Source organism: Brachymonas denitrificans (assembly GCF_907163135.1).
Lineage (GTDB): Bacteria > Pseudomonadota > Gammaproteobacteria > Burkholderiales > Burkholderiaceae_C > Brachymonas > Brachymonas denitrificans_A.
Genome location: NZ_CAJQUA010000001.1, coordinates 1,933,248 through 1,955,384 on the forward strand (window position 1 = coordinate 1,933,248; position 22,137 = coordinate 1,955,384).

Below are 22,137 nucleotides of genomic sequence, written 5' to 3' on the forward strand. Positions count from 1 at the left end.
ATGGAAAACGCAAGCATGCAACGCCATAGTTCCCGCATCATCGCCCTGCACTGGCTCACGCTGGCGCTGCTCGGCGGTGCCTTCGTCCTCGGCAAGGCCGTCACGCAGGCTCGCGAAAGCGGCAGTGTCACCTTGACCGATTACCAGTGGCATCTGGTGGCGGGCCTGCTGGTGCTGGCCGCCACTGCGCTGCGCCTGTTCTTTCGCCGGCGCGACGGCGTGCCGGCTCCGGCGCTGCAGCCGCGTCTGTACCAGGCGCTGACGCGCTGGGTGCATCGTGGCCTGTACGCAGTGCTGATCCTGGTGCCGCTGAGCGGCATGGCCACGGTGCGCAGCAGCGCCATCGGCCAGGCCCTGTCTGCCGGCAATGCCGCGCTGCTGCCGGCCAGCCTGCAAAGGGTGACCATGCTGGGTGTGCACAAGACGCTGATCGGCGTGCTGGTGCTGCTGGTGACGCTGCATGTGCTGGCGGCGCTCAAGCACCAGTTCGTCAATCGCGACCGCCTGCTGGCTCGCATGGGGCTGGGACGTCCCTGAGCGTGTGTGCGGTGTCACAATGAGCGCCATGGCACGCATCCTGCTGATCGATGACGATACGGATCTGGGGCCGCCGCTGGCGGCCTATTTCCGTCGCTTCGGCCTGGAGCTGGTGCAGGCATTTGCGCCCTCCGAAGGGCTTGGCTTGCTGCGTTCCGGCGGCTTCGATGCTGCCATTCTCGACGTGATGCTGCCGGAAATGGACGGTTTCGAACTGTGCCGCACCATCCGGCGCGAGAGCGATCTGCCGATCGTGATGCTGACGGCACGCGGTGATGTGATGGACAGGGTGGTCGGGCTGGAGCTGGGGGCGGATGACTATCTGCCCAAGCCGTTCGAGCCGCGCGAACTGGTGGCGCGCTTGCAGACCGTGCTGCGGCGCCTGCGTGTACCCGCGCCCGCTTCGGCTGCTTTGGAGGGTCCGTTGCGTTTCGAGGGGCTGGAAGTCGATCCCGTCACACGCACGGCAAAACGTCAGGGCGAGCCGCTGGAACTGACCAGTACCGAGTTCGACCTGCTTTTGCTGCTGGCCCGCGCGCCGGCGAAAGTGCACAGCCGGGACGATATCCTGGCCGCGCTGCGCGGACACGATGCCGACCTGTACACCCGCGCGGTGGACATCGTGGTGAGCCGCCTGCGCAAGAAGCTGGAACCGCTCGACTGCATTCGTACTGTGCGTCATGCAGGCTATTCGCTGGCGCTGCCACCCTTGCCGCAGGTGTCGCCATGAAATCTGCCTCGCCTGCTCCCGGCGCGACATCCGCAACTCCTCCTTCTTCAGGCCCCTCAAACGTGTCCGGTCGCCCCTGGCTGCGCTGGCGCCACTCGCTGCGGCTGCGGCTGGTATTGCTGTTCCTGCTGCTCGGTCTGGCCATTGCCGCCGTGTTTGTCAGCGGTATCCGCAAGGGCTTCAACCAGGGCTGGGAGAACGCCGTGCGCCCGCTGGCGATGGACTATGTGGATCGCCTTGCGGCAGAGATCGGCAGCCCGCCCGACGTGGTGCGTGCGCAGGCGCTGGCGCAGAAGTTGCCGATCGCCATCCATATCAGCGGGCCGGTCACCAATTGGGATTCCCAGCCCCAGCGCGAACGCCGTTTCGGGCCGCGCAACGAGCGCGATGCCTCGCTGTTCACGCGGCAGACGGCGGACGGGCATCGCATCGTGTTCCGACTGAGTTTCCCCGGAGCACGGGCAGATGGGCCGCCGCCGATCCTCTGGTACACCCTCGCGGCGCTGCTGCTGCTGACGGCGCTGGCCTACTGGCGCGTGCATCGCATGCTGCTGCCGCTGCAGGGCATCAGCGCGGGAGCAAGGCGCTTCGGTACGGGCGATTTCGCTACACCGATTGCCACCGGAAACGGGCGCGGCGCTGACGAACTGACAACCCTGGCGCAAGATGTGAACGGCATGGCTGACAACCTGCGCCACATGCTGGACGCGCGACGCGACCTGTTGCTCGCGGTGAGTCATGAACTGCGCAGCCCGCTGACCCGCGCGCGGCTCAATATGGAATTGCTGCCCGAGCCGGATGATGCCGAAGCGCGCGCCGCACACAGCGCGCTGTTGCGCGATCTCGCCCTGATGCGCGACCTGATCCAGGATCTTCTGGAGAGCGAGCGCCTGTCCAATCCCCATGCGCTGCTGCAGCGCGAACCCACCGATCTGGCGCTACTGGCCCGCAGTGCAGTGGCCGAAATGGCACGTGCACAGCCGGCCGCGGCGGCAATTGCAGTCAACGCCGACTCACAGCTGCCGCTACTCGATCTGGATCGCACCCGCATGCAGCTGCTGCTGCGCAACCTGCTGGACAATGCGCTGCGGCACAGTCCGCCTGGCACGGCGCCGACTGTATCGATTTCGCGCGACGAGGGCCACAAAGTCGTGCTGGAAGTGCGCGACTACGGCAATGGCGTGCCCGAGACGCAATTGCCGCATCTGGCACAGGCCTTCTACCGCCCCGATAGCGCACGACAGCGCAGCAGCGGTGGCGTCGGACTTGGGCTCTATCTCTGTCGGCTGGTGGCGGAGGCACACGGCGGACAGTTTGCGATACGCAATGCAAACCCCGGGCTGGCCGTGCGCATCACCCTGCCGATCAACTCCTGAGCGGCAGGCTGCCGTCGTCAGAGGATGGCCTGCAAGCCCTTGTCGGCAATGATGTTCAGCAGCTTGAGGGCCGGGCCGGAGGGATGGGTTTCGCCTTGCTCCCACTTGCGCACCGTCGATGCAGAGGTATGCAGATGGAGCGCAAATACGGGCTGGCTGAATTTCAATGTTTCGCGCAAGCGCTTGATGTCGGCCGCGCCAAACTGCCGAACAGGAGCCGGACAAATCGCGTCGAACTCTCGCATGGTTACCTTGTCGATCGCTCCCGCTTGCTGCAACGCGGCCAGGTCGCCACGCAGCGATTCAATGATCTTGCTCACAATGCACCTCCAACAACACGCCTGCCTTGAGCGCTTTCGTCAACGCTTCCGCAGAGAGCTCCAGAAACACCTTGCCGGCAAACTGCAGCGCCTTGCGCTCCTCCTGCGTCACGTTTGCCTTGTCGCTCTTGAAAAGAAAGCCCCCAAGATCCGCATCCACCAAACCAAGCTCCATCTCCTCCACGGCCCTGCACAGCGCCGTATCCGGGAGCCTCTCGCTCGATTGCCATCGTGCAAAGTCTTTTCTTTTGAGGACAGCAATCTGCCTGCCAGAAGTGTACCCGATACGGGTATATTTATCCATTGGCTGAATTCCAGGTAAAGATGACTCGGGCCGGGATCGATTCGTCGTGCACTACTCCCAGCGGCACACGATTGGGGCCTTTTTCGACCGAAATTCTAGAACCAATATATTACTTTTATTTTCTCTACCCCTTCCATCAGCACGCCACTCAACAAAAAAAGGGCCGCGTACCAACGCGGCCCGAAGGAGGGATGCAATGAAGAAACCAAATCAATAATCAGCGCGGCAGGTCGCTCGAACCCATCAGGTACTGGTCGATGGCTCGCGCAGCCTGGCGGCCTTCGCGGATCGCCCACACCACCAGCGACTGGCCACGGCGCGCATCACCCGCAGCAAACACGCCCTTGACGTTGGTGGCGTAGCCGCCCTCTTCCTCGGTCGTGGCCTTGGCATTGCCGCGCGCATCGAGCGCCACGCCAAAGGATTGCAGCAGCGACGCCACCGGATTCACGAAGCCCATGGCCAACAGCACCAGATCGGCCTTGAGCACCTGCTCGCTGCCGGGCACTTCGGTCATCTTGCCGTCGGTCCAGTCCAGGCGCACGGTCTTGACTGCCACCACGCGGCCCTTGTCCTTGCCGGTGCCGGCGATGAATTCCTTGGTGGCGATGGCAAATTCGCGCGTGCAACCTTCGTCGTGGCTGGAGCTGGTGCGCAGCTTGATCGGCCAGTAGGGCCAGGTCAGCGGGCGGTTTTCTTCCACCGGCGGCTGGGCCAGCAGTTCGAACTGGGTGACGCTGGCGGCGCCGTGGCGGTTGCTGGTGCCCACGCAGTCGCTGCCGGTGTCGCCGCCGCCGATCACGATCACGTGCTTGCCATCGGCGCGCAGTTGCTTGGCCAGTTTGTCGCCGGCGTTGACCTTGTTCTGCTGCGGCAGGAATTCCATGGCGAAATGCACGCCGTCCAGCTCGCGGCCCGGCACGGGCAGGTCGCGGCTCTGCTCGGAACCGGCGGCGATCAGCACCGCGTCATAGTCCTTCTGCAGTTGCCTGGCGCTGACGGTTTCCTTGGCCCAGTTGGTGACCTTGCTGTCCTTGGGCCAGTCGCCCACCACCACGCCGCGGCGGAATTCCACGCCCTCGGCCTGCATCTGCTCGATGCGGCGGTCGATGTGGGATTTTTCCATCTTGAAGTCGGGGATGCCGTAGCGCAGCAGGCCACCGACGCGGTCGTTCTTCTCGAACACCGTCACCTTGTGGCCGGCGCGCGCCAGTTGCTGGGCCGCGGCCAGACCAGCCGGGCCGGAGCCGACGATGGCGACTTTCTTGCCCGTCTTGTGCGCAGCCGGTTGCGGCTTGACCCAGCCTTTTTCCCAGGCCTTGTCGATGATGGCGTGCTCGATCGACTTGATGCCGACCGGCGCTGCATCGATGTTCAGCGTGCAGGCTGCTTCGCACGGCGCCGGGCAGATGCGGCCGGTGAAGTCCGGGAAGTTGTTGGTGCTGTGCAGCACCTCGATGGCCGCCTGCCAGTCGCCTTCATAGACCAGATTGTTGAAATCCGGAATGATGTTGTTGACCGGGCAGCCGTTGTTGCAGAACGGCGTGCCGCAGTCCATGCAGCGCGCTGCCTGGACCTTGGCCTGCTTGTCGTCCAGACCGATGACGAATTCCTTGTAGTGCTTGAGGCGTTCGGCCACGGGCTTGTAGCCCTCTTCCAGACGCTCATACTCCATGAAGCCGGTGATTTTTCCCATGATCGTGTTCCGTTATAGCTAGTGACTGTTCAGGGTCGGTTCAGGATTCAGTTCGCCTTTTTGGCGACGGGCTTATTGACGGCAGCAGGCTTGGCTGCGGCTTTCGCCGTGCGCTTGGGCGCTGCAGCGGCTGCCTTCGCGGCCACCGGCTTGGCGGCATCGGCCTTGGCCGTAGCCGTCTGGCCCGGCGCACGGCGCACGGCAGTCTTGCGGGTCGCTTTCGGCGGCTCGACTTCGGTGTGGATGGCCGCAGAAGCCGACACCAGCGAGTCGTCCGGGATACCGCCCTTGCCGGCGTCGGTCTTGCCCTTGGCGTGGATCTCGGCCAACGCGCGCTTGTACTCGGTCGGGAACACCTTCACGAATTTCGGCAGGCTGGCTTCCCAGTTCTCGAGCAGGTCGCGGGCGCGGCGGCTGCCGGTCCAGCGGCTGTGGTCCAACAGCAGTTTTTTCAGCTGTTCTTCGTCGCTCTGGCCGCGGTGCCATACGCCCACATCGACCGTAGCCTTCTGCTGTGCGGCGCTCAGCACCGGCTCCAGCGTCACCATGGCGGTGTTGCAGCGGCTGGCGAACTGGCCGTCCTCGTCATAGACGTAGGCCACGCCGCCGCTCATGCCGGCCGCGAAGTTGCGGCCGGTCTTGCCCAGCACGGCAACAGTGCCGCCGGTCATGTATTCGCAGCCATGGTCGCCCGTGCCTTCCACCACCGCAGTCGCACCAGACAGGCGCACGGCAAAGCGCTCGCCCGCCACGCCGGCAAAGTAGGCTTCACCCGTGGTGGCACCGTACAGCACGGTGTTGCCCACGATGATGTTCTCGGCCGCCACGCCCGGGAATTCCAGGCTCGGGCGCACCACCACACGGCCGCCGGAGAGGCCCTTGCCGGTGTAGTCGTTGGCTTCGCCGATCAGGCTCAGCGTGATGCCCTTGCACAGGAAGGCGCCGAAGCTCTGGCCGCCCGTACCCTCGAGCTGGATGTGGATGGTGTCATCCGGCAGGCCCTCGGGGTGCACCTTGGTCACCGCGCCGGACAGCATGGCGCCGACGGTGCGGTTCACGTTGCGGGCGTGCTCGATGAACTTGACCTTCTCGCCCTTCTCGATGGCAGGCTTGCACTTGCGGATCAGGGTTTGATCGAGTGCTTTCTCCAGACCGTGCTCCTGCGTTTCGGCGTGCAGGCGGGCCACTTCGGCCGGCACCTGCGGCTGGGCGAACAGGCGGCTGAAATCCAGGCCGCTGGCCTTCCAGTGTGTCAGGCCCTGCTGCATGTCGAGCAGGTCGCTGCGGCCCACCAGGTCTTCGAACTTGCGGATGCCGAGCTGGGCCATGATCTGGCGCACTTCCTCGGCCACAAAGAAGAAGTAGTTGACCACATGCTCGGGCTTGCCGCTGAACTTGGCGCGCAGCACCGGGTCCTGCGTGGCCACGCCCACCGGGCAGGTGTTGAGGTGGCACTTGCGCATCATGATGCAGCCTTCCACCACCAGCGGCGCGGTGGCAAAGCCCACTTCGTCGGCGCCCAGCAGCGCAGCAATCGCCACGTCGCGGCCGGTCTTCATCTGGCCGTCGGCCTGCACGCGCACACGGCCGCGCAGGCGGTTCAGCACCAGCGTCTGCTGGGTTTCGGCCAGGCCGATTTCCCAGGGGCCGCCAGCGTGCTTGATGGAGCTCCAGGGCGAAGCGCCGGTACCGCCGTCGTGGCCGGCGATCACCAGATGGTCGGCCTTGCACTTGGTCACGCCGGCAGCAATCGTGCCCACGCCCACTTCGCTCACCAGCTTCACGCTGATGTCGGCATGCGGCGCCACGTTCTTCAGGTCGTGAATCAGCTGGGCCAGATCCTCGATCGAGTAGATGTCGTGGTGCGGCGGCGGCGAAATCAGGCCGACGCCCGGCACGCTGTGGCGCAGGAAGCCGATGTAGTCGCTCACCTTGCCGCCCGGCAGCTGGCCACCCTCGCCCGGCTTGGCGCCCTGGGCCATCTTGATCTGAATCTGGTCGGCGCTGCTCAGGTATTCGGCCGTGACGCCGAAACGGCCCGACGCCACCTGCTTGATCTTGCTGCGCAGGCTGTCGCCGGCCTGCACCGCGATGTCGGCCTCGACCTTGTCTTCACCGATGATGGCGCCGAGCGTGGTGGCCTGCTTGATCGGAATGCCCTTGAGCTCGTTGCGGTAACGCGCCGGGTCCTCGCCGCCCTCGCCGGTGTTGCTCTTGCCGCCAATGCGGTTCATGGCCAGCGCCAGCGTGGCATGCGCCTCGGTGGAGATGGAACCCAGCGACATGGCGCCAGTGGCAAAGCGCTTGACGATCTCGGCCGCGGGTTCCACTTCTTCCACGGCAATCGCCTTGGACGGATCAAACTTGAACTCGAACAGGCCGCGCAGCGTCATGTGGCGCTTGTTCTGGTCGTTGATGATCTGCGCGTATTCCTTGTAGGTGTTGAAGTTGTTGGCGCGCGTGCTGTGCTGCAGCTTGGCGATGGCGTCCGGCGTCCACATGTGCTCTTCGCCCCGGACACGCCAGGCGTATTCGCCGCCAGCCTGCAGCTGGCTGGCCAGCACCGGATCCTTGCCGAAGGCAGCCTTGTGCATGCGCAGGGCTTCCTCGGCGATCTCGAACACGCTGATGCCTTCCACGCGGCTGGCGGTGCCGGTGAAGTACTTCTGCACCGTCTCGGTGTTCAGGCCGATGGCCTCGAACAGCTGGGCGCCGCAGTAGCTCATATAGGTGCTCACGCCCATCTTGGACATGATCTTGGACAGACCCTTGCCAATCGCCTTGATGTAGTTGTAGATGGCCTTCTCGGCGCTCAGCTCGCCCGGCAGCTCCTTGTGGATGCTCTGCAGGGTTTCCATCGCCAGGTAGGGGTGCACGGCTTCGGCGCCATAGCCGGCCAGCACGGCGAAGTGGTGCACTTCGCGGGCGGAGCCGGTTTCCACCACCAGGCCGGTGGTGGTGCGCAGACCTTCACGCACCAGATGCTGGTGAATGGCGGACAGCGCCAGCAGCGCCGGCACGGCCACGCGATCGGCGCCGATGGCGCGGTCGCTGATGATCAGGATGTTGTGCTGGCCCTGCACAGTGTTGTTGCCGGCCTTGATGGCATCGACCGCTTCGGCGCACAGCGAGGCCAGCTTGGCTTCGACGCCCGCGGGGCCCCAGGCCACCGGGTAGGTGATGTCCAGCGTGTAGCTGCGGAACTTGCCCTGGGTCTCGTCGGCAATGGCGCGCAGGCGGGCCATGTCGTCAAAATCCAGGATCGGCTGGCTCACCTCCAGGCGCAGCGGCGGGTTCACCTGGTTGATGTCCAGCAGGTTGGGCTTGGGACCGATGAAGCTGACCAGCGACATCACAATCGCCTCGCGGATCGGGTCGATCGGCGGGTTGGTCACTTGCGCGAACAGCTGTTTGAAGTAGTTGTACAGCGGCTTGCTGCGGTCGGACAGCACGGCCAGCGGGCTGTCGTTGCCCATGGAGCCGATGCCTTCCTCGCCGTTGGCGGCCATGGGCGCCATCAGGAACTTGATGTCTTCCTGGCTGTAGCCGAAGGCCTGCTGCGCATCGAGCAACGACACACCGACGTTGGTCTGGCCACGCACTACCTTCTGCAGCGGCAGGTCGGCCAGGCGGATGCGCAGGTTCTCGATCCACTGCTTGTAGGGCTTGCTGTTGGCCAGTTGCGCCTTCAGTTCCTCGTCGTCGATCATGCGGCCCTGGTCCAGGTCGATCAGGAACATCTTGCCGGGTTGCAGGCGCCACTTCTTGACGATCTTGTGGTCGGGCACCGGCAGCACGCCGGATTCGGAGCCCATGATGACGAAGCCGTCATCGGTCACGCAGTAGCGCGCGGGACGCAGGCCGTTGCGGTCCAGCGTGGCGCCGATCTGGCGGCCGTCGGTGAACACCAGCGAGGCCGGGCCGTCCCAGGGCTCGAGCATGGCGGCGTGGTATTCGTAGAAGGCACGGCGGCGCGGATCCATGGTGGTGTGCTGTTCCCACGGCTCGGGAATCATCATCATCACGGCCTGGCTGATCGGGTAGCCAGCCATGGTCAGCAGTTCCAGGCAGTTGTCGAAAGTGGCGGTGTCGGACTGGCCGGCAAAGCTGATCGGGTACAGCTTCTGCAGGTCTTCGCCCAGCACCGGCGAGGACATCACGCCTTCGCGCGCCAGCATCCAGTTGTAGTTGCCCTTGACGGTGTTGATCTCGCCGTTGTGCGCCACGTAGCGGTAGGGGTGCGACAGCGGCCACTCGGGGAAGGTGTTGGTGGAGAAGCGCTGGTGCACCAGGCCCAGGGCGGAGACGCAGCGCTCGTCGTTCAGGTCGTCGTAGTACTGTCCCACCTGGTCGGCCAGCAGCAGGCCCTTGTACACCACGGTGCGGCTGCTCATGCTGGGCACATAGTATTCCTTGCTGTGCTTGAGCTTGAGGCCCTGGATGTTGGCACTGGCGGTCTTGCGGATCACGTACAGCTTGCGCTCGAGCGCGTCCTGCACGATGGTATCGGGGCCGCGGCCGACGAAGACCTGGCGGATCACCGGCTCCTTCTCGCGCACGGCGGGCGACATGGGCATGTCGCGGTTGGTCGGCACGTCGCGCCAGCCCAGCAGCACCTGGCCTTCGGCCTTGATGGCGCGCTCCATCTCCTGCTCGCAGGCCAGGCGGCTGGCGTGCTCCTTGGGCAGGAAGATCATGCCGACGCCGTATTCGCCGACCGGGGGCAGCTCCACGCCCTGCTTGGCCATCTCTTCACGGTACAGCGCATCGGGAATCTGGATCAGGATGCCGGCGCCGTCGCCCATCAGCTTGTCGGCACCGACGGCACCGCGATGGTCGAGGTTTTCCAGGATCTTGAGCGCCTGGGTGACGATGGCATGGCTCTTCTCGCCGCGGATGTGGGCCACGAAGCCGACGCCGCACGCATCATGCTCGTTGGATGCGCAGTACAGGCCGTTCTGTTCCAGATGGTTTTTTTCTGCTGTAGAGGTCATAGGAAAGTCCCGTTCAGAAAGTGGGTGGATCGGGGATCCATTTACAGATCGAAGAATACGGCAAAACCCTCTACCGTGCATCAGGAATAATTGGGGTCAGATTCCTATTCATTTCCATCCATGAAATTGTCGCCAATTAATTGGGGACATATTCAAATTGCTGTTTTTCAAGGACGATTGTGGATAGAAGCAACGATTCCGGCCCCTTCAGGTGGCGCTCACAGGCTTGGTGCGCGGTCTTCCTGCGTGTGACTTTTGCAATCTTCTGCCAGTCAATTGTTGCAGCTTCATGACGAAATCGTCCGAACCCCAGGCCCAGCCGCCCAGGGCGGCCTCCTCGAAGCGCGCGCAATCCTGTCCCGCCTCATGGCTGTGGAGCAGGTTGCGGTAGGCGCTTTCGCGCGCAAACGGCGTATTGCCCAGCTGCCAGATCTGTGCTGGGGGCGTGACCATGCGTTCGCTGCGCTCACCGGTGTAGTGAGCGCTGCTGCTCCAGGGATAGGCCTCGGGGCTGCGCGCGAGATGCTCGCGTACCGGCAGGCTGTCCAGGCAGGCCATGGCGTGCAGCAGCAGGTCCGGATCGACCACGGTATTGCGATAGCGCCCTTCCCAGAGCGTGCCGCTGCGCAGGTGGCGGTTGTTGAAGGCGCGTACGTAGGCGCGGCCCACGTCCTGCATCATGCGCGGCAGGCTCTCGGCATCCGGCGGCGTGGCCAGCAGTTGCAACTGGCCGGGCAGCAGCACCCAGGCATGCAGTCCTACACGGTGTCGCGCACTCGCCTCGCGCAGCAATTGCAGCATGCGCTCATAATCAGGCTCATCCAGAAAAATGGCCTGGCGGTTGTTACCCCGCTGGATGACGTGATGCGGATAGCCCGCCACACTCAGCCTTGCCAATCGCGCCATGCCTGTCACTCCGTTTCTGGGATGTTTTGCCACAAGAACAAGATAAAGTGTATCGCCCGGGTCTGCCCATGACACCTGTTCCCGACGCTCCCTTGCTGGTTCTGTTCAATGCAGGCGCAGGGCGCCATGCAGAGGACGATGCCGCGCGGCCCATTCGTGCCGCACTGGGGGCGTCCGGGCGCGCATTTCGCCTGATCGCGCTGGAGCCGGGCCGCACGCTGCCGCAGCAGATCCGTGCCGCCGTGCAGCAGGCCTGCGAGCAGGGCGCCATCGTGGTGGCCGCCGGCGGCGATGGCACCATCAGCACGGTGGCGCATGAGGTGGCCGGCAGCGGCTGCCTCCTGGGCGTGATTCCGCAGGGCACCTTCAACTATTTCTGCCGCGCGTATGGCATTTCTTCAGATCCCGCAGAAGCCGTGCAGCAAATGCTGGACGGCATCGTGCACGCCGTACAGGCTGGGCGGGTGAATGGCCGGCTGTTTCTGGTGAATGCGAGCGTGGGGCTGTATCCGCTGGTGCTGGAAGACCGCGAGCGCTTCAAGGCCACGCTGGGCCGCAGCCGTTTCGTTGCCGCGCTGGCGGCGCTCTACACCCTGCTGCGCCGCCCGGTGCAACTGACGCTGCGCCTGAGCGGCGAAGGCCATGACACCGTGCGCAGGACGCCCACCCTGTTCGTCGCCAACAATGCGCTGCAGCTGCAGCAAACCGGCCTGCTGGACAGCGAAGATGGGGGCGAGCCCGAGCTGCCGGCCGAACTCGACGGCCGCCTGCGCGCCGTGCTGCTGGCGCCGGTCAGCACGCCGCGCCTGTTCGGACTGGCCCTGCGCGGCGCCTTCGGAACGCTGGGCGAAGCCGACGATGCGGTGCTGCACTTTCCGTTCCAGCAACTCGACGTACAGGCGCGCGGCTATCTGGGCGGACGCCGCATCAAGGTGGCGACCGATGGCGAGGTGCACTGGATGCGCGCGCCGCTGCGCTTCGAGGTGGAGCGTGACGCACTGCAACTGATCGTGCCGACGCCGCTGCGCGCGCCGGTGGACGAGGAGCCGACCTCCCTGCTGGCCGACCTGATTCCCCAAGGCCTGTTGCAGCCGGCAGCGGCAGCAGTACAGGCCGCTAGCGGCTTGAGTCTGGCCAGCACGCCACCCCAACCCTCTGCCGGAGGCGGCGCATGAGCAGCCTGCTGCAGATCTCCGACACCCACTTCGGCACCGAACAGCCCGCCGTGCTGCAGGCCCTGCGCGCATTGGCCGAAGCCGAGCAGGTGCAGCATGTGCTGCTCGCCGGCGACATCACCATGCGCGCCCGGCGCGGCCAGTTCGCGGCCGCCCGCGCCTTCATGGACAGCCTGCCGGTGCAGACGCGCATGGCCCTGCCCGGCAACCATGACATCTCGCTGTGGTTGCCCTGGCGCCGCTTTCTGTGGCCCTATCGCCTCTTCCAGAAGTATTTCCCCACCGCCTTTGATGCCGACGGCGTGATCCACTGGGATCTGGGCCCCATCCAGCTGATCGGCGTGCGCACCACGCGGCGTTACCGGCATATCCAGGGTGAGGCTTCGCAGGCACAGATCGCCAACGTCAGCCGGCGTCTGCGCGCACTGCCCGACACGGCGCTCAAGCTGGTGGCCGTCCACCAGCCGGCGCTGGTGATCGAAGAAGAGGAGCGCAAAAACCTGTTGCGTGGCGCCGCGCACGCCAATGCGACCTGGCGCGCCGCCGGGGCACTGGGTGTGCTCGGCGGCCACATCCATGAACCGTATGTGGAGCTGATCCCGCCCGGGCCGGACGATGCGCCCGGCGCGCTCTGGGCCCTACAATCCGGCACGGCTGTTTCCGACCGCATCCGCGACAACTACCCGAATTCCGTGAATCTGCTCCGCCCTGCCACCGCCGCCCCGCAAGGCCATCTGCACAATCCCCTGCAACTGCTGGAGCCGCAATGGCAGGTCGAGCGCTGGGACTTCGACGCCAGCCTGCAGGCCTTTACCTGCGTTGCCACCACCTGGCTGCGATGAACAGCGCCCTGCCGCCCAACAGCCCCGATGCCCTGGCCACGCAGAGCGCGTTCTGGACCTCGGTGGCCCTGCAATGGGGACAGGCGCCGGGCATGGTATTCATTCTCTGGCTGCTGCTGGTGGCCGCCACCGCCTTGCCCCTCTGCGCATTCATGCAACGCGACAGCGCCATCCGCAGGCCGCTGCATGCACCGCTGGGCAGTGCCGCCATCGTCTGGATGGTGCTGGCCGCCACACTCTGGAGCGCCCTGGCCTGGCAGGTGACGCACGACGGGCCGGTCACGCGGCTGGACACCGCTCTTGCCCATACGCTCAGCCTGCACGTGCATCCGGCGCTGTTGACGTTGTTCGGTACGGTGAGCCATCTGGCGGATACCCCGGTGCTGACGGCCGCCTGCATTGTCGGTGCCGTACTCCTCGCCTGGCGCGGCGAGCGGAAGATGGCGGCGGGCTGGGTCTGGGCCATCGCAGGCAATGCCCTGCTCAACGTGATGCTCAAGCAATGGGTGGGCCGCGTGCGGCCCTCGCATGTGGAGGGCTACACCATGGCGGGCGGCCTGAGCTTTCCGAGCGGCCACAGTTCGGGTTCGCTGGTGGCCTACGGCATGCTGGCGTGGATGCTGCTGCACCTGCACCCCGGCTGGCCCTGCCGGCTACGCGTTGCCGTGCTCACCGCTGCTGCGCTGGCAGTGGCCGCCGTGGGCTACAGCCGCATCGGGCTGCAGGTGCACTATCTGACCGATGTGCTGGGCGGCTGGCTTTCCGGGAGCCTGTGGCTGGCAGGCAGCATGGGACTGGTGCGGGCGCTGGAGCGGCGCGAGAGGGCCGCCTGATCTGGGCGCCGTTCGTCCAAGCGTCTCGCACGTGTGTCAGCCAGGGATTGCGGGCGGAATGTTCGTGCGCTTGCTGTAACGCAGTCCACACGCGCCTGCCAGCGCCCCTTCGCTCACGCCCCGTCCGGGCGCTTTCGCATAATCCTTCGGTAAAAGGTATTGCGGCTGATGCCGAGCCGGCGCGCTGCGAGCGAGAGATTGCCCTCTGCCTCGCGCAAAGCCTGCTCCATCACGTCACGCGTGTACTGCGCCAGCGGCACGCAACCCGCGCGCAGGCGAGATAATTCGCCCTCCTCGATGACTGGCGTTCGTGTTGTGGCAAAACCCGGGTCGGCGCTCCGGCGATGTCCGTATGGCATATCCTGTGGCGCGCCAGCGCCCGGGGCCTGCCGCGCCTCCTGCAGCTCCTGCACCAGATCGTCCGGCAGGTGCTCCATGCCGATCACGCAGGCATCATCGAGCAGCGCCACCGTGGTGCGCAGCGTGTTGTCGAGCTGGCGCAGATTGCCTGGCCAGGGATGCTGGCGCAGCACGCGCGCCAGCTCCGGATCCAGTTCGATCGCACGATGCGGCGCATGCCGTTGCAGCATGCGCTGCACCAGCACATCCCAGTCGCTGCGCTGGCGCAGCGCCGGCAGATGCAGGGTCAATCCATTCAGGCGCCAGTACAGGTCGGCACGGAAACGCCCTGCAGCCACCTCTTCCTTCAGGTCGCGGTGCGTGGCACACACCAGCGCAAAATCCACCGCCACCGGCTGGCCACCCCCCAGCGGCACTACCTGACGCTCCTGCAACACGCGCAGCAGCCGCGTCTGCATGGCCAGCGGCATATCGCCGATCTCGTCCAGAAACAGCGTGCCTCGGTGCGCCTGGCGAATGCTTCCCGGCGCGCCCTCGCGCCGCGCACCGGTGTAGGCGCCAGGAGCATAGCCGAACAGCTCGGCCTCGATCAGATTTTCCGGCAAGGCCGCGCAATTCACCGCCACAAAGGCCTGCTCACGCCGCTGGCTGCTGGCGTGGATGGCCTTGGCCAGCACCTCCTTGCCCGAACCGGATTCGCCATGCAGCAGCACGGCAATCGGCTTGTCCAGCACCTTGCGCGCCTTCTCCAGCACGCCGTGCCAGGCTGCATCGCCGGTATCCAGCGCCTGCAACGCATCCGGCTCGCGGCTGATGCTGCGGCTCGGCATATCCAGCGTGGCCGCACGCGACCAGCCCTGTTCCACCCGCACATGCAGCACCGGCACCGCAGGCGCGCTCAGGCAGCGCAGCCGCAAGGGCGCCGGGCTGCGATGGCTGGCGCGCAGCAAGTGTTCGCGGTCCGCGTCCACCACCTGCTCCAGCCGCACCCGACCCAGCTGACTGGCACGCAGGTTGAGCAATGCCAGCGCCGCCTGGTTGGCACCCACCAGCACGCCTTCTTCCGACAGTGCCAGCACACCCTCGGCCAGCGTGCCGATGCCTTCGGCCAGCGGATGCACGTGCAGCCGCATGTGCCGCCCGTGGCAGGCGTCGAACAGGCGGTTCTCGATCATCTGGGTGGCCGCACGCACCATGCTGAAGGTGTGCGGATGCCGGCTGCTGCGCTCGCCGGACATGTTGAGCACGCCCAGCACACTGCCATCGGGCGCCACCACGGGCGCCGCTGCGCAGGTCAGAAAAGTGTTGCACTCCAGAAAGTGCTCCGCCCCGTGCACCACCACCGGCACGCCTTCTGCCAGCGCAGTTCCCACCGCATTGGTGCCGCGGTACTGCTCGTGCCAGCTCGCTCCAGGCATCAGTGCCACGCGCTCGGCCCGCGTCATGAAACCGGGATCGCCCAGCGCATGCAGCAGCAGGCCATCGGCATCGGCCAGCAGCAGCACGCTGCCGCTGCCGCGCGTCTGTCCGTGCAGGTATTCCATCACCGGGCGCGCGTGGGCCAGCAGCTCATGCTGGCGTTCGGTAGCACGCTCCACCTCGAAGCGCGAGAGATGCGGCACGTGCGGGCGCATGCCGAAGGCATCCACGCCAGCCGCGAGGCTGCGCCGCCACGAACGCGACACGTGCGCCAGCGATGCGGGCAGCAGATCCTCGGGCTGCGCATCGCGCGCGTACAGCGCGTGGCGGGCCCGGCGCAACAGGGCGTCTGATTCGACAGTGCCAAGTGCGGTCATGGCTGTCTCCTTGTGCAGGACGGTACGGATCCTGCTTTTTCTGTCATTGAGCAGTCGATGCTAGCACGCAAGGCCTCGGCGCCGTGTTGGCGTTTGCACTGTGCCAAAACGGAACACCTGGTACACCGGGGACACGTCCGGGCTGGTACAGATGGCACACCCTGGCGCAACCACCGGGTACTCCGGAGCACCACAAACAGCCATCCAGGCCGCCAGATCTCCGGACAAACCCGCAGGTCCGCGAAGTTGGCACATCGCTTGCAAGAAGCAGGTCCACGGCGCAACTGCCGCCGTTGCAAACCACAACCGACATCCAAGGAGACACCCCATGATCTATCCCGCACCCGGCCAGGCAGGCGCCCCGCTGCAATTCAAGGCCAAGTACGACAACTTCATCAACGGCCAGTGGACGCCGCCGGTGAAAGGCGAATATTTCGACAACATCACCCCGATCAACGGCCAGGCCTACTGCCAGGCGGCCCGCTCCACCGCCGAAGACATCGAGCGCGCCCTCGACGCCGCCCATGCCGCAGCCGACGCCTGGGGCAAGACTTCCGCCACCGAGCGCAGCAACATCCTGCTGAAGATCGCCGACCGCATCGAGGCCAACCTGGAAAAGCTGGCCTACGCCGAAACCGTGGACAACGGCAAGCCGATCCGCGAGACGCTGAACGCCGACATTCCTCTCGCGGCGGATCACTTCCGCTATTTCGCCGGTGCCCTGCGTGCGCAGGAAGGCCACATGTCGGAAATCGATGCCACCACCGTCGCCTACCACTACCAGGAACCCCTGGGCGTGGTCGGCCAGATCATTCCGTGGAACTTCCCGATCCTGATGGCCGCCTGGAAACTCGCGCCAGCCCTCGGCGCTGGCAACTGCGTGGTGCTCAAGCCCGCAGAATCCACGCCGACCAGCATTCTGGTGCTGACCGAGCTGATTGCCGACCTGCTGCCGCCGGGCGTGCTCAACGTGGTGAACGGTCTCGGCCGCGAAGCCGGCATGCCGCTGGCGACCAGCAACCGCATCGCCAAGATCGCCTTCACCGGCTCCACCGCCACCGGCCGCGTGATTGCCCAGGCCGCTGCCAACAACCTGATTCCGGCCACACTGGAACTGGGGGGCAAATCGCCCAACATCTTCTTTGCCGACATCATGGACAAGGACGATGCCTTTCTCGACAAGGCGATCGAAGGCCTGGTGCTGTTCGCCTTCAACCAGGGCGAAGTCTGCACCTGCCCGTCACGCGCCGTGATCCAGGAGTCCATCTACGACCGCTTCATCGAGCGCTGCCTGCAGCGTGTGGCAGCGATCAAGCAGGGCAACCCGCTGGATACCGAAACCATGCTGGGCGCACAGGCCAGCCAGGTCCAGCTCGAGAAGATCAGCTCCTACCTGGAACTGGGCAAGCAGGAAGGCGCGCAGGTGCTGATCGGCGGCGCTCCGGCCAAGCTCGAAGGCGACCTGGCCGGCGGCTACTACGTGCAGCCCACGCTGTTCAAGGGCCACAACAAGATGCGCATCTTCCAGGAAGAAATCTTCGGCCCCGTGCTGGCCGTGACCACTTTCAAGGACGAGGCCGAGGCGCTGGAAATCGCCAACGACTCGCTGTACGGACTGGGCGCCGGCGTGTGGAGCCGCAACGGCAACGTGGCCTACCGCATGGGCCGCGGCATCAAGGCCGGCCGCGTCTGGACCAATTGCTACCACGCCTATCCGGCGCACGCTGCCTTTGGCGGCTACAAGGAATCGGGGATCGGCCGTGAGAACCACAAGATGATGCTCGACCACTACCAGCAGACCAAGAACCTGCTGGTGAGCTACAGCGAAAACAAGCTGGGCTTTTTCTGATCCCCTGCAGTACCTTCCCTCTGGCCTATTTACTACCTACAAGGAGACTCCCATGTCCGTATCCCATTTCTTCATGCCCGTGCAGAACATCATTGGCCCCGGCGCGCTCGACGAAGCGCTGCAGATCGTCGGCAAAATGGGCTTTCGCAAGGCCCTGATCGTCACCGACCCGGGTCTGAGCAAGATCGGTGTGGCCAACACCGTGTCCGACAAGCTGGCGGCGCAAGGCATTCCTGCCACCGTGTTCGATGGCGCCCAGCCCAACCCGACCGTGAGCAACGTGAATGCCGGGCTGGAAGCGCTCAAGACAGCACAGGCCGATCTGGTCGTGTCGCTTGGCGGCGGTTCCTCGCATGACTGCGCCAAGGGCATCGCGCTGGTTGCCGCCAACGGCGGCAAAATCGAGGACTACGAAGGCGTGGACAAGTCCGCCAAGCCGCAACTGCCGCTGCTGGCGGTCAACACCACGGCCGGCACCGCCTCGGAGATGACGCGCTTCACCATCATCACCGACGAGACACGCCACGTGAAAATGGCCATCGTCGACAAGCACGTTACGCCCTTCCTGTCGGTGAACGACTCCGGCATGATGGAAGGCATGCCGGCCGCGCTGACGGCTGCCACCGGCATGGACGCGCTGACGCACGCCGTCGAATCCTATGTCTCGACCGCAGCCACGCCGCTCACCGACGCCTGCGCCGTCAAGGCGATCGAGCTGATCGCGCGTTACCTCCCCACCGCCGTGAGCGAGCCCAATAACCAGGAGGCGCGCGAGAAGATGGCCTATGCGCAGTTCCTGGCAGGCATGGCCTTCAACAATGCCTCGCTCGGCTACGTGCACGCCATGGCGCACCAGCTCGGCGGTTTCTACGATCTGCCGCACGGCGTCTGCAACGCACTGCTGCTGCCGCATGTCGAGGCCTTCAACATGGGCGCAGCCTCCGGCAAGCTCAATGAAGTGGGTGCCATCCTGCAGGCCAACAACCCGCAGCTGGCCGGCCTGGACCCCGTGGCTGCCATCAAGAAGCTGGCCGATATCGTCGGCATTCCGAAGTCGCTGGAGGAGCTGGGTGTGAAGCGCGAGGACTTCGACGTGCTGGCCGAGAACGCGCTCAAGGATGTGTGCGGCCTGACCAACCCGGTGCAGGCCAGCCACGCCGAAATCGTCGGCATCTTTGCGGCGGCCTTCGGTCCGCGCTGAGCCGAGTACCGGCTCCTGTTACCCTGGCCTGAGAGGCCAGGGCTTGTGCCCCGTTGCGGTGCCTGATGGCATGGCGCACGGGGCTTTTTTGCAGAAACAGCATGGCCCGGCCCCCGAGCGCCGCTGGCTCAGCGCCGCAGTTCCGCCACGGTTTGCCGCAAGTCCTGCGCCCACTGCTGCCGACTGCGCCCCTTTGCGCGCTCGGGTTCGCCAAAGGTCACCCGCGCCACCACGCCTTCGGCACGTACCGTGCGCCAGAGCGACTCGAGCAGCGTGTCGTCCCCGATATAGCAAGGCGCCTGGTTCAGCCGGCCCTGCGCATCCAGAAACTGCAGCGCCACCGGCTGCACCGGCGCATCCACGCTGATGGCCGCCTGCAGGAGGTTGGCATGGAATGGCAGCAGATCGATGCCTTCGCTGGTCGTGCCCTCGGGGAAGAAGGCCAGCACATCGCCCTGCTGCAGGCGCTCCGCCATGGTGTGCAGCACCCGGTGTGCATCCCGGCGCGAGGTGCGCTCCAGATACAGCGTATCGGCCGAATCGGCCAGCCGGCCGATCACCGGCCAGCGCTTCACTTCCGACTTGGAGATGAAGCGGCAGAAGCGGATCGCGTGGATGGTCGGGATGTCGACCCAGGAGATGTGGTTGGCCACCAGCATCAGGCCGTCCGGCCCTGCCTCGGCCGGCGTGCCGCGCACCTGCAGCGTGATGCCGCAGCGGCGCACCGCCTCGGCCGCCCAGCGCTGTACGGTGGCGCGGCGCTCGGCCTCGCCCAGGCGCGGGAAGCGCGCGTAGACGATCCAGAAGCCTGCCAGGATATGGGCCACCAGGCGCACGAGACGCCCCAGGCCACGCCAGGTACTGGTTTGCATAGACAGGTCGAGAAGACTGGATCAGGCCGGCTGTGCCGCCCGCTGGCTGGCCTCGAAGGCGATCTGCCCGTCCACTACGGTGGCGCGCACACGGCCCTGCAGACGCATGCCCTCGAACGGCGTGTACTTGCCCTGGCTGAGCAGCTCGTCCGGCGTTACCTCCCATTCGGCAGCCGGATCCCAGATGCACAGGTCGGCCACGCCACCAGCCACGATCTGGCCGGCACTGGCCGCCAGGGTGCCCAGGGAATCACCCAGCACGCCTGCGGCGCGGCTGGTGACCGTGGCAATGGCCTGCAGCAGCGGTACGCCGTCTTCCTGCGCCCATTTCAGCGCCAGCGCCAGCAGCAGCTCCACGCCGGTGGCACCGGGCTCGGCCTCGGCAAACGGCAGCACCTTGTGGTCCTCGTCGATGGGGTTGTGGTCGCTCACCAGCGCGTCGATGGTGCCATCGGCCAGCGCGGCACGCAGCGCGGCACGGTCGCCCTGCTGGCGCAGCGGCGGGTTCAGGCGCGCGCGGCTGTCGAAGTAGCCCATGTCCACATCGGTCAGGTGCAGCGAGTTGATGCTCACGTCGCAGCTCAGCGGCAGGCCGGCGGCCTTGGCCTGGCGCACCAGTTCCACCGCCGCGGCGCTGGACAGACGGCACAGGTGCACGCGCGCGCCGGTCACCTTCATCATTTCGACGATGGTCATGATGGCGATGGTTTCGGCCAGAACCGGCACGCCGGACAGGCCCATGCGCTGCGCCAGCGCGCCGCTGGCGGCCACGCCGCCGCCCAGCCAGGCGTCCTCGGGGCGCAGCCAAACGGTAAAGCCGAACGTGCTCGCGTACTGCAGCGCACGCTGCAGCACCTGGGTGTTGCGGATGGTGACATCGGCCTGCGAGAAGCCGACGCAGCCCGACTCGGTCAGCTCGACCATCTCGGTCAGGACTTCACCCTTGAGCTGGCGCGTCAAGGCCCCGAGCGGGAACACCCGCGCCTGGCGCAGCCGTGCTGCACGGAAACGCAGCATTTCCACCAGGCCGGATTCATCCAGCACCGGTTCGGTATCGGGCGGGCACACCAGGCTGGTGACGCCCCCGGCTACGGCCGCATGCATCTCGCTCTCGAGCATGCGCGCGTGTTCCTGTCCCGGCTCGCGCAGACGCACGGCCAGATCGACCAGCCCCGGCAGCACGTAGCAGCCGCTGGCGTCGAGCGTGCGTTGCGGCACGAAATCGGCCGGCACCGTGCCGACGGCGATGATGCGGCCGGCCGCAATGGCGATATCGGCCTGCTGGTCAGAACCATCGGCCGGGTTGAGCAGGCGTGCGCCCTGGATCAGTGTCTTCATGTCGGTTCTCCCTCAGGCGTCATGGCTGGCAACGATGCTCATCACGGCCATGCGCACCGCGATGCCGAAGGTCACCTGCGGCAGGATCACGCTGTGCTTGCCATCGGCCACGGCGGAGTCGATCTCCACGCCGCGGTTGATCGGGCCCGGGTGCATCACGATGGCATCGGGCCTGGCATGGCGCTGCAGCTTCTCGGGCGTGAGGCCGAAGCTCTTGAAGTATTCCTGGCTGCTCGGCAGCAGCGCGCCACTCATGCGCTCGTTCTGCAGGCGCAACATGATCACCACGTCGCAATCCTGGATGCCCTCTTCCAGGTTGTTGAACACGCGCACGCCCATCGGGCCGAAGCTGTCCGGCGCCAGCGTCTGCGGCCCCACCACGCGCACTTCCGGGCAACCCAGGATGTTGAGCGCATGGATGTCGCTGCGCGCCACGCGCGAGTGCAGCACGTCGCCCACGATGGCCACGCGCAGCTTGGTGAAATCGCCCTTGTAGTGGCGGATGGTGAACATGTCGAGCAGGCCCTGCGTCGGGTGCGCATGGCGGCCGTCGCCGGCGTTGATCACGTGCACGTGCGGTGCCACGTTCTGCGCGATCAGGTAGGGCGCGCCGCTTTCGCTATGGCGCACCACGAAGATGTCGGCCGCCATCGCGCTCAGGTTGGCAATGGTGTCCAGCAGGCTCTCGCCCTTGGCGGTGGAGGAGCGCGCGATGTCGAGGTTGAATACGTCCGCGCTCAGGCGCTTGGCCGCGATCTCGAAAGTGGTGCGCGTGCGCGTGCTGTTCTCGAAGAACAGGTTGAACACGCTCTTGCCGCGCAGCAGCGGCACCTTCTTGACCTCGCGGTCGCTCACGCTGACAAACTGCGCGGCGGTGTCGAGAATGTGGGTGAGGATGTCGCGCGAAAGGCCTTCGGGCGACAGCAGATGGATCAGCTCGCCGTTCTTGTTGAGCTGCGGGTTGCGGGACGGGCGCATCGGAAGAGGCTCCTGGAGACTTTGCGGAAT

At 65.8% G+C, this 22,137-nt stretch carries 17 protein-coding genes; 8 read left to right on the forward strand and 9 right to left on the reverse strand.

The features are described 5' to 3' along the window. Nucleotides 1-15 precede the first annotated feature (15 nt). The 3 genes from KKQ75_RS09020 (at nucleotide 16) to KKQ75_RS09030 (ending at nucleotide 2,643) form a co-directional block, all read left to right on the forward strand. A complete protein-coding gene (locus KKQ75_RS09020; protein ID WP_213361672.1) occupies nucleotides 16-537 on the forward strand; it encodes a cytochrome b in 522 nt (173 codons plus the stop codon). A gap of 28 nt (nucleotides 538-565) precedes the next feature. Then, nucleotides 566-1,267 carry a response regulator transcription factor gene (locus KKQ75_RS09025; RefSeq protein WP_213361674.1) on the forward strand — a complete coding sequence of 234 codons (702 nt, stop codon included), beginning with the start codon at nucleotides 566-568 and terminating at the stop codon, nucleotides 1,265-1,267. Nucleotides 1,268-1,329: 62 nt separating this feature from the next. Beyond that, nucleotides 1,330-2,643 (forward strand): HAMP domain-containing sensor histidine kinase, encoded by a 1,314-nt coding sequence (locus KKQ75_RS09030; protein WP_250131050.1) that lies wholly within the window; start codon nucleotides 1,330-1,332, stop codon nucleotides 2,641-2,643. A 17-nt stretch (nucleotides 2,644-2,660) separates the two neighbouring features. On the opposite strand, the gene KKQ75_RS09035 is transcribed toward KKQ75_RS09030, so the two are convergent. From KKQ75_RS09035 to KKQ75_RS09055, 5 genes are all read right to left on the reverse strand, one after another. Further along, a complete protein-coding gene (locus KKQ75_RS09035) occupies nucleotides 2,661-2,963 on the reverse strand; it encodes a helix-turn-helix domain-containing protein (RefSeq protein WP_213361681.1) in 303 nt (100 codons plus the stop codon). Further along, nucleotides 2,947-3,267 carry a type II toxin-antitoxin system RelE/ParE family toxin gene (locus KKQ75_RS09040; RefSeq protein WP_213361683.1) on the reverse strand — a complete coding sequence of 107 codons (321 nt, stop codon included), beginning with the start codon at nucleotides 3,265-3,267 and terminating at the stop codon, nucleotides 2,947-2,949. Before KKQ75_RS09040 ends, KKQ75_RS09035 begins: the two co-directional genes overlap by 17 nt. 217 nt (nucleotides 3,268-3,484) lie before the next feature. Then, complete coding sequence (locus KKQ75_RS09045; RefSeq protein ID WP_213361686.1) at nucleotides 3,485-4,963, reverse strand: glutamate synthase subunit beta; 1,479 nt, start codon at nucleotides 4,961-4,963, stop codon at nucleotides 3,485-3,487. A 47-nt stretch (nucleotides 4,964-5,010) separates the two neighbouring features. Then, nucleotides 5,011-9,957 carry a glutamate synthase-related protein gene (locus KKQ75_RS09050; RefSeq protein ID WP_250131051.1) on the reverse strand — a complete coding sequence of 1,649 codons (4,947 nt, stop codon included), beginning with the start codon at nucleotides 9,955-9,957 and terminating at the stop codon, nucleotides 5,011-5,013. Nucleotides 9,958-10,164: 207 nt separating this feature from the next. After that, on the reverse strand, nucleotides 10,165-10,863 hold the full coding sequence (locus tag KKQ75_RS09055) for a transposase (protein WP_213361688.1): 699 nt from the start codon (nucleotides 10,861-10,863) through the stop codon (nucleotides 10,165-10,167). A 68-nt stretch (nucleotides 10,864-10,931) separates the two neighbouring features. Here KKQ75_RS09055 and KKQ75_RS09060 point away from each other — a divergent pair, with 68 nt between their 5' ends. Genes KKQ75_RS09060 through KKQ75_RS09070 form a run of 3 tightly spaced genes read left to right on the forward strand, consistent with a single transcriptional unit; the run spans nucleotide 10,932 to nucleotide 13,713 of the window. Beyond that, complete coding sequence (locus tag KKQ75_RS09060) at nucleotides 10,932-12,038, forward strand: diacylglycerol/lipid kinase family protein (protein WP_213361689.1); 1,107 nt, start codon at nucleotides 10,932-10,934, stop codon at nucleotides 12,036-12,038. Beyond that, nucleotides 12,035-12,880: a metallophosphoesterase family protein gene (locus KKQ75_RS09065; protein ID WP_213361690.1), complete on the forward strand. Its 846-nt coding sequence runs from the start codon at nucleotides 12,035-12,037 to the stop codon at nucleotides 12,878-12,880. Before KKQ75_RS09060 ends, KKQ75_RS09065 begins: the two co-directional genes overlap by 4 nt. Then, the gene (locus KKQ75_RS09070) at nucleotides 12,877-13,713 is read left to right on the forward strand and encodes a phosphatase PAP2 family protein (protein ID WP_213361691.1); all 837 of its coding nucleotides are present in this window, start codon (nucleotides 12,877-12,879) and stop codon (nucleotides 13,711-13,713) included. Before KKQ75_RS09065 ends, KKQ75_RS09070 begins: the two co-directional genes overlap by 4 nt. Nucleotides 13,714-13,826: 113 nt before the next feature. Here KKQ75_RS09070 and KKQ75_RS09075 read toward each other — a convergent pair whose 3' ends face one another. Further along, entirely contained in the window at nucleotides 13,827-15,869 is a 2,043-nt protein-coding gene (locus KKQ75_RS09075) for a sigma-54-dependent Fis family transcriptional regulator (RefSeq protein WP_213361692.1), read from the reverse strand. A 328-nt stretch (nucleotides 15,870-16,197) separates the two neighbouring features. On the opposite strand from KKQ75_RS09075, the gene exaC reads away from it, so the two are divergent. Together exaC and KKQ75_RS09085 are read left to right on the forward strand one after the other, a co-directional pair. Further along, nucleotides 16,198-17,718 (forward strand): acetaldehyde dehydrogenase ExaC, encoded by a 1,521-nt coding sequence (gene exaC / locus KKQ75_RS09080; RefSeq protein WP_213361694.1) that lies wholly within the window; start codon nucleotides 16,198-16,200, stop codon nucleotides 17,716-17,718. A gap of 52 nt (nucleotides 17,719-17,770) precedes the next feature. After that, nucleotides 17,771-18,919 carry an iron-containing alcohol dehydrogenase gene (locus KKQ75_RS09085; protein ID WP_213361696.1) on the forward strand — a complete coding sequence of 383 codons (1,149 nt, stop codon included), beginning with the start codon at nucleotides 17,771-17,773 and terminating at the stop codon, nucleotides 18,917-18,919. A 128-nt stretch (nucleotides 18,920-19,047) separates the two neighbouring features. Here KKQ75_RS09085 and KKQ75_RS09090 read toward each other — a convergent pair whose 3' ends face one another. Genes KKQ75_RS09090 through KKQ75_RS09100 form a run of 3 tightly spaced genes read right to left on the reverse strand, consistent with a single transcriptional unit; the run spans nucleotide 19,048 to nucleotide 22,107 of the window. Next, on the reverse strand, nucleotides 19,048-19,791 hold the full coding sequence (locus tag KKQ75_RS09090) for a lysophospholipid acyltransferase family protein (RefSeq protein WP_213361697.1): 744 nt from the start codon (nucleotides 19,789-19,791) through the stop codon (nucleotides 19,048-19,050). Between the two features lie 21 nt (nucleotides 19,792-19,812). Then, nucleotides 19,813-21,129: a dihydroorotase gene (locus tag KKQ75_RS09095; protein ID WP_213361698.1), complete on the reverse strand. Its 1,317-nt coding sequence runs from the start codon at nucleotides 21,127-21,129 to the stop codon at nucleotides 19,813-19,815. A gap of 12 nt (nucleotides 21,130-21,141) precedes the next feature. Further along, on the reverse strand, nucleotides 21,142-22,107 hold the full coding sequence (locus KKQ75_RS09100; protein WP_213361699.1) for an aspartate carbamoyltransferase catalytic subunit: 966 nt from the start codon (nucleotides 22,105-22,107) through the stop codon (nucleotides 21,142-21,144). Nucleotides 22,108-22,137 lie beyond the last annotated feature (30 nt).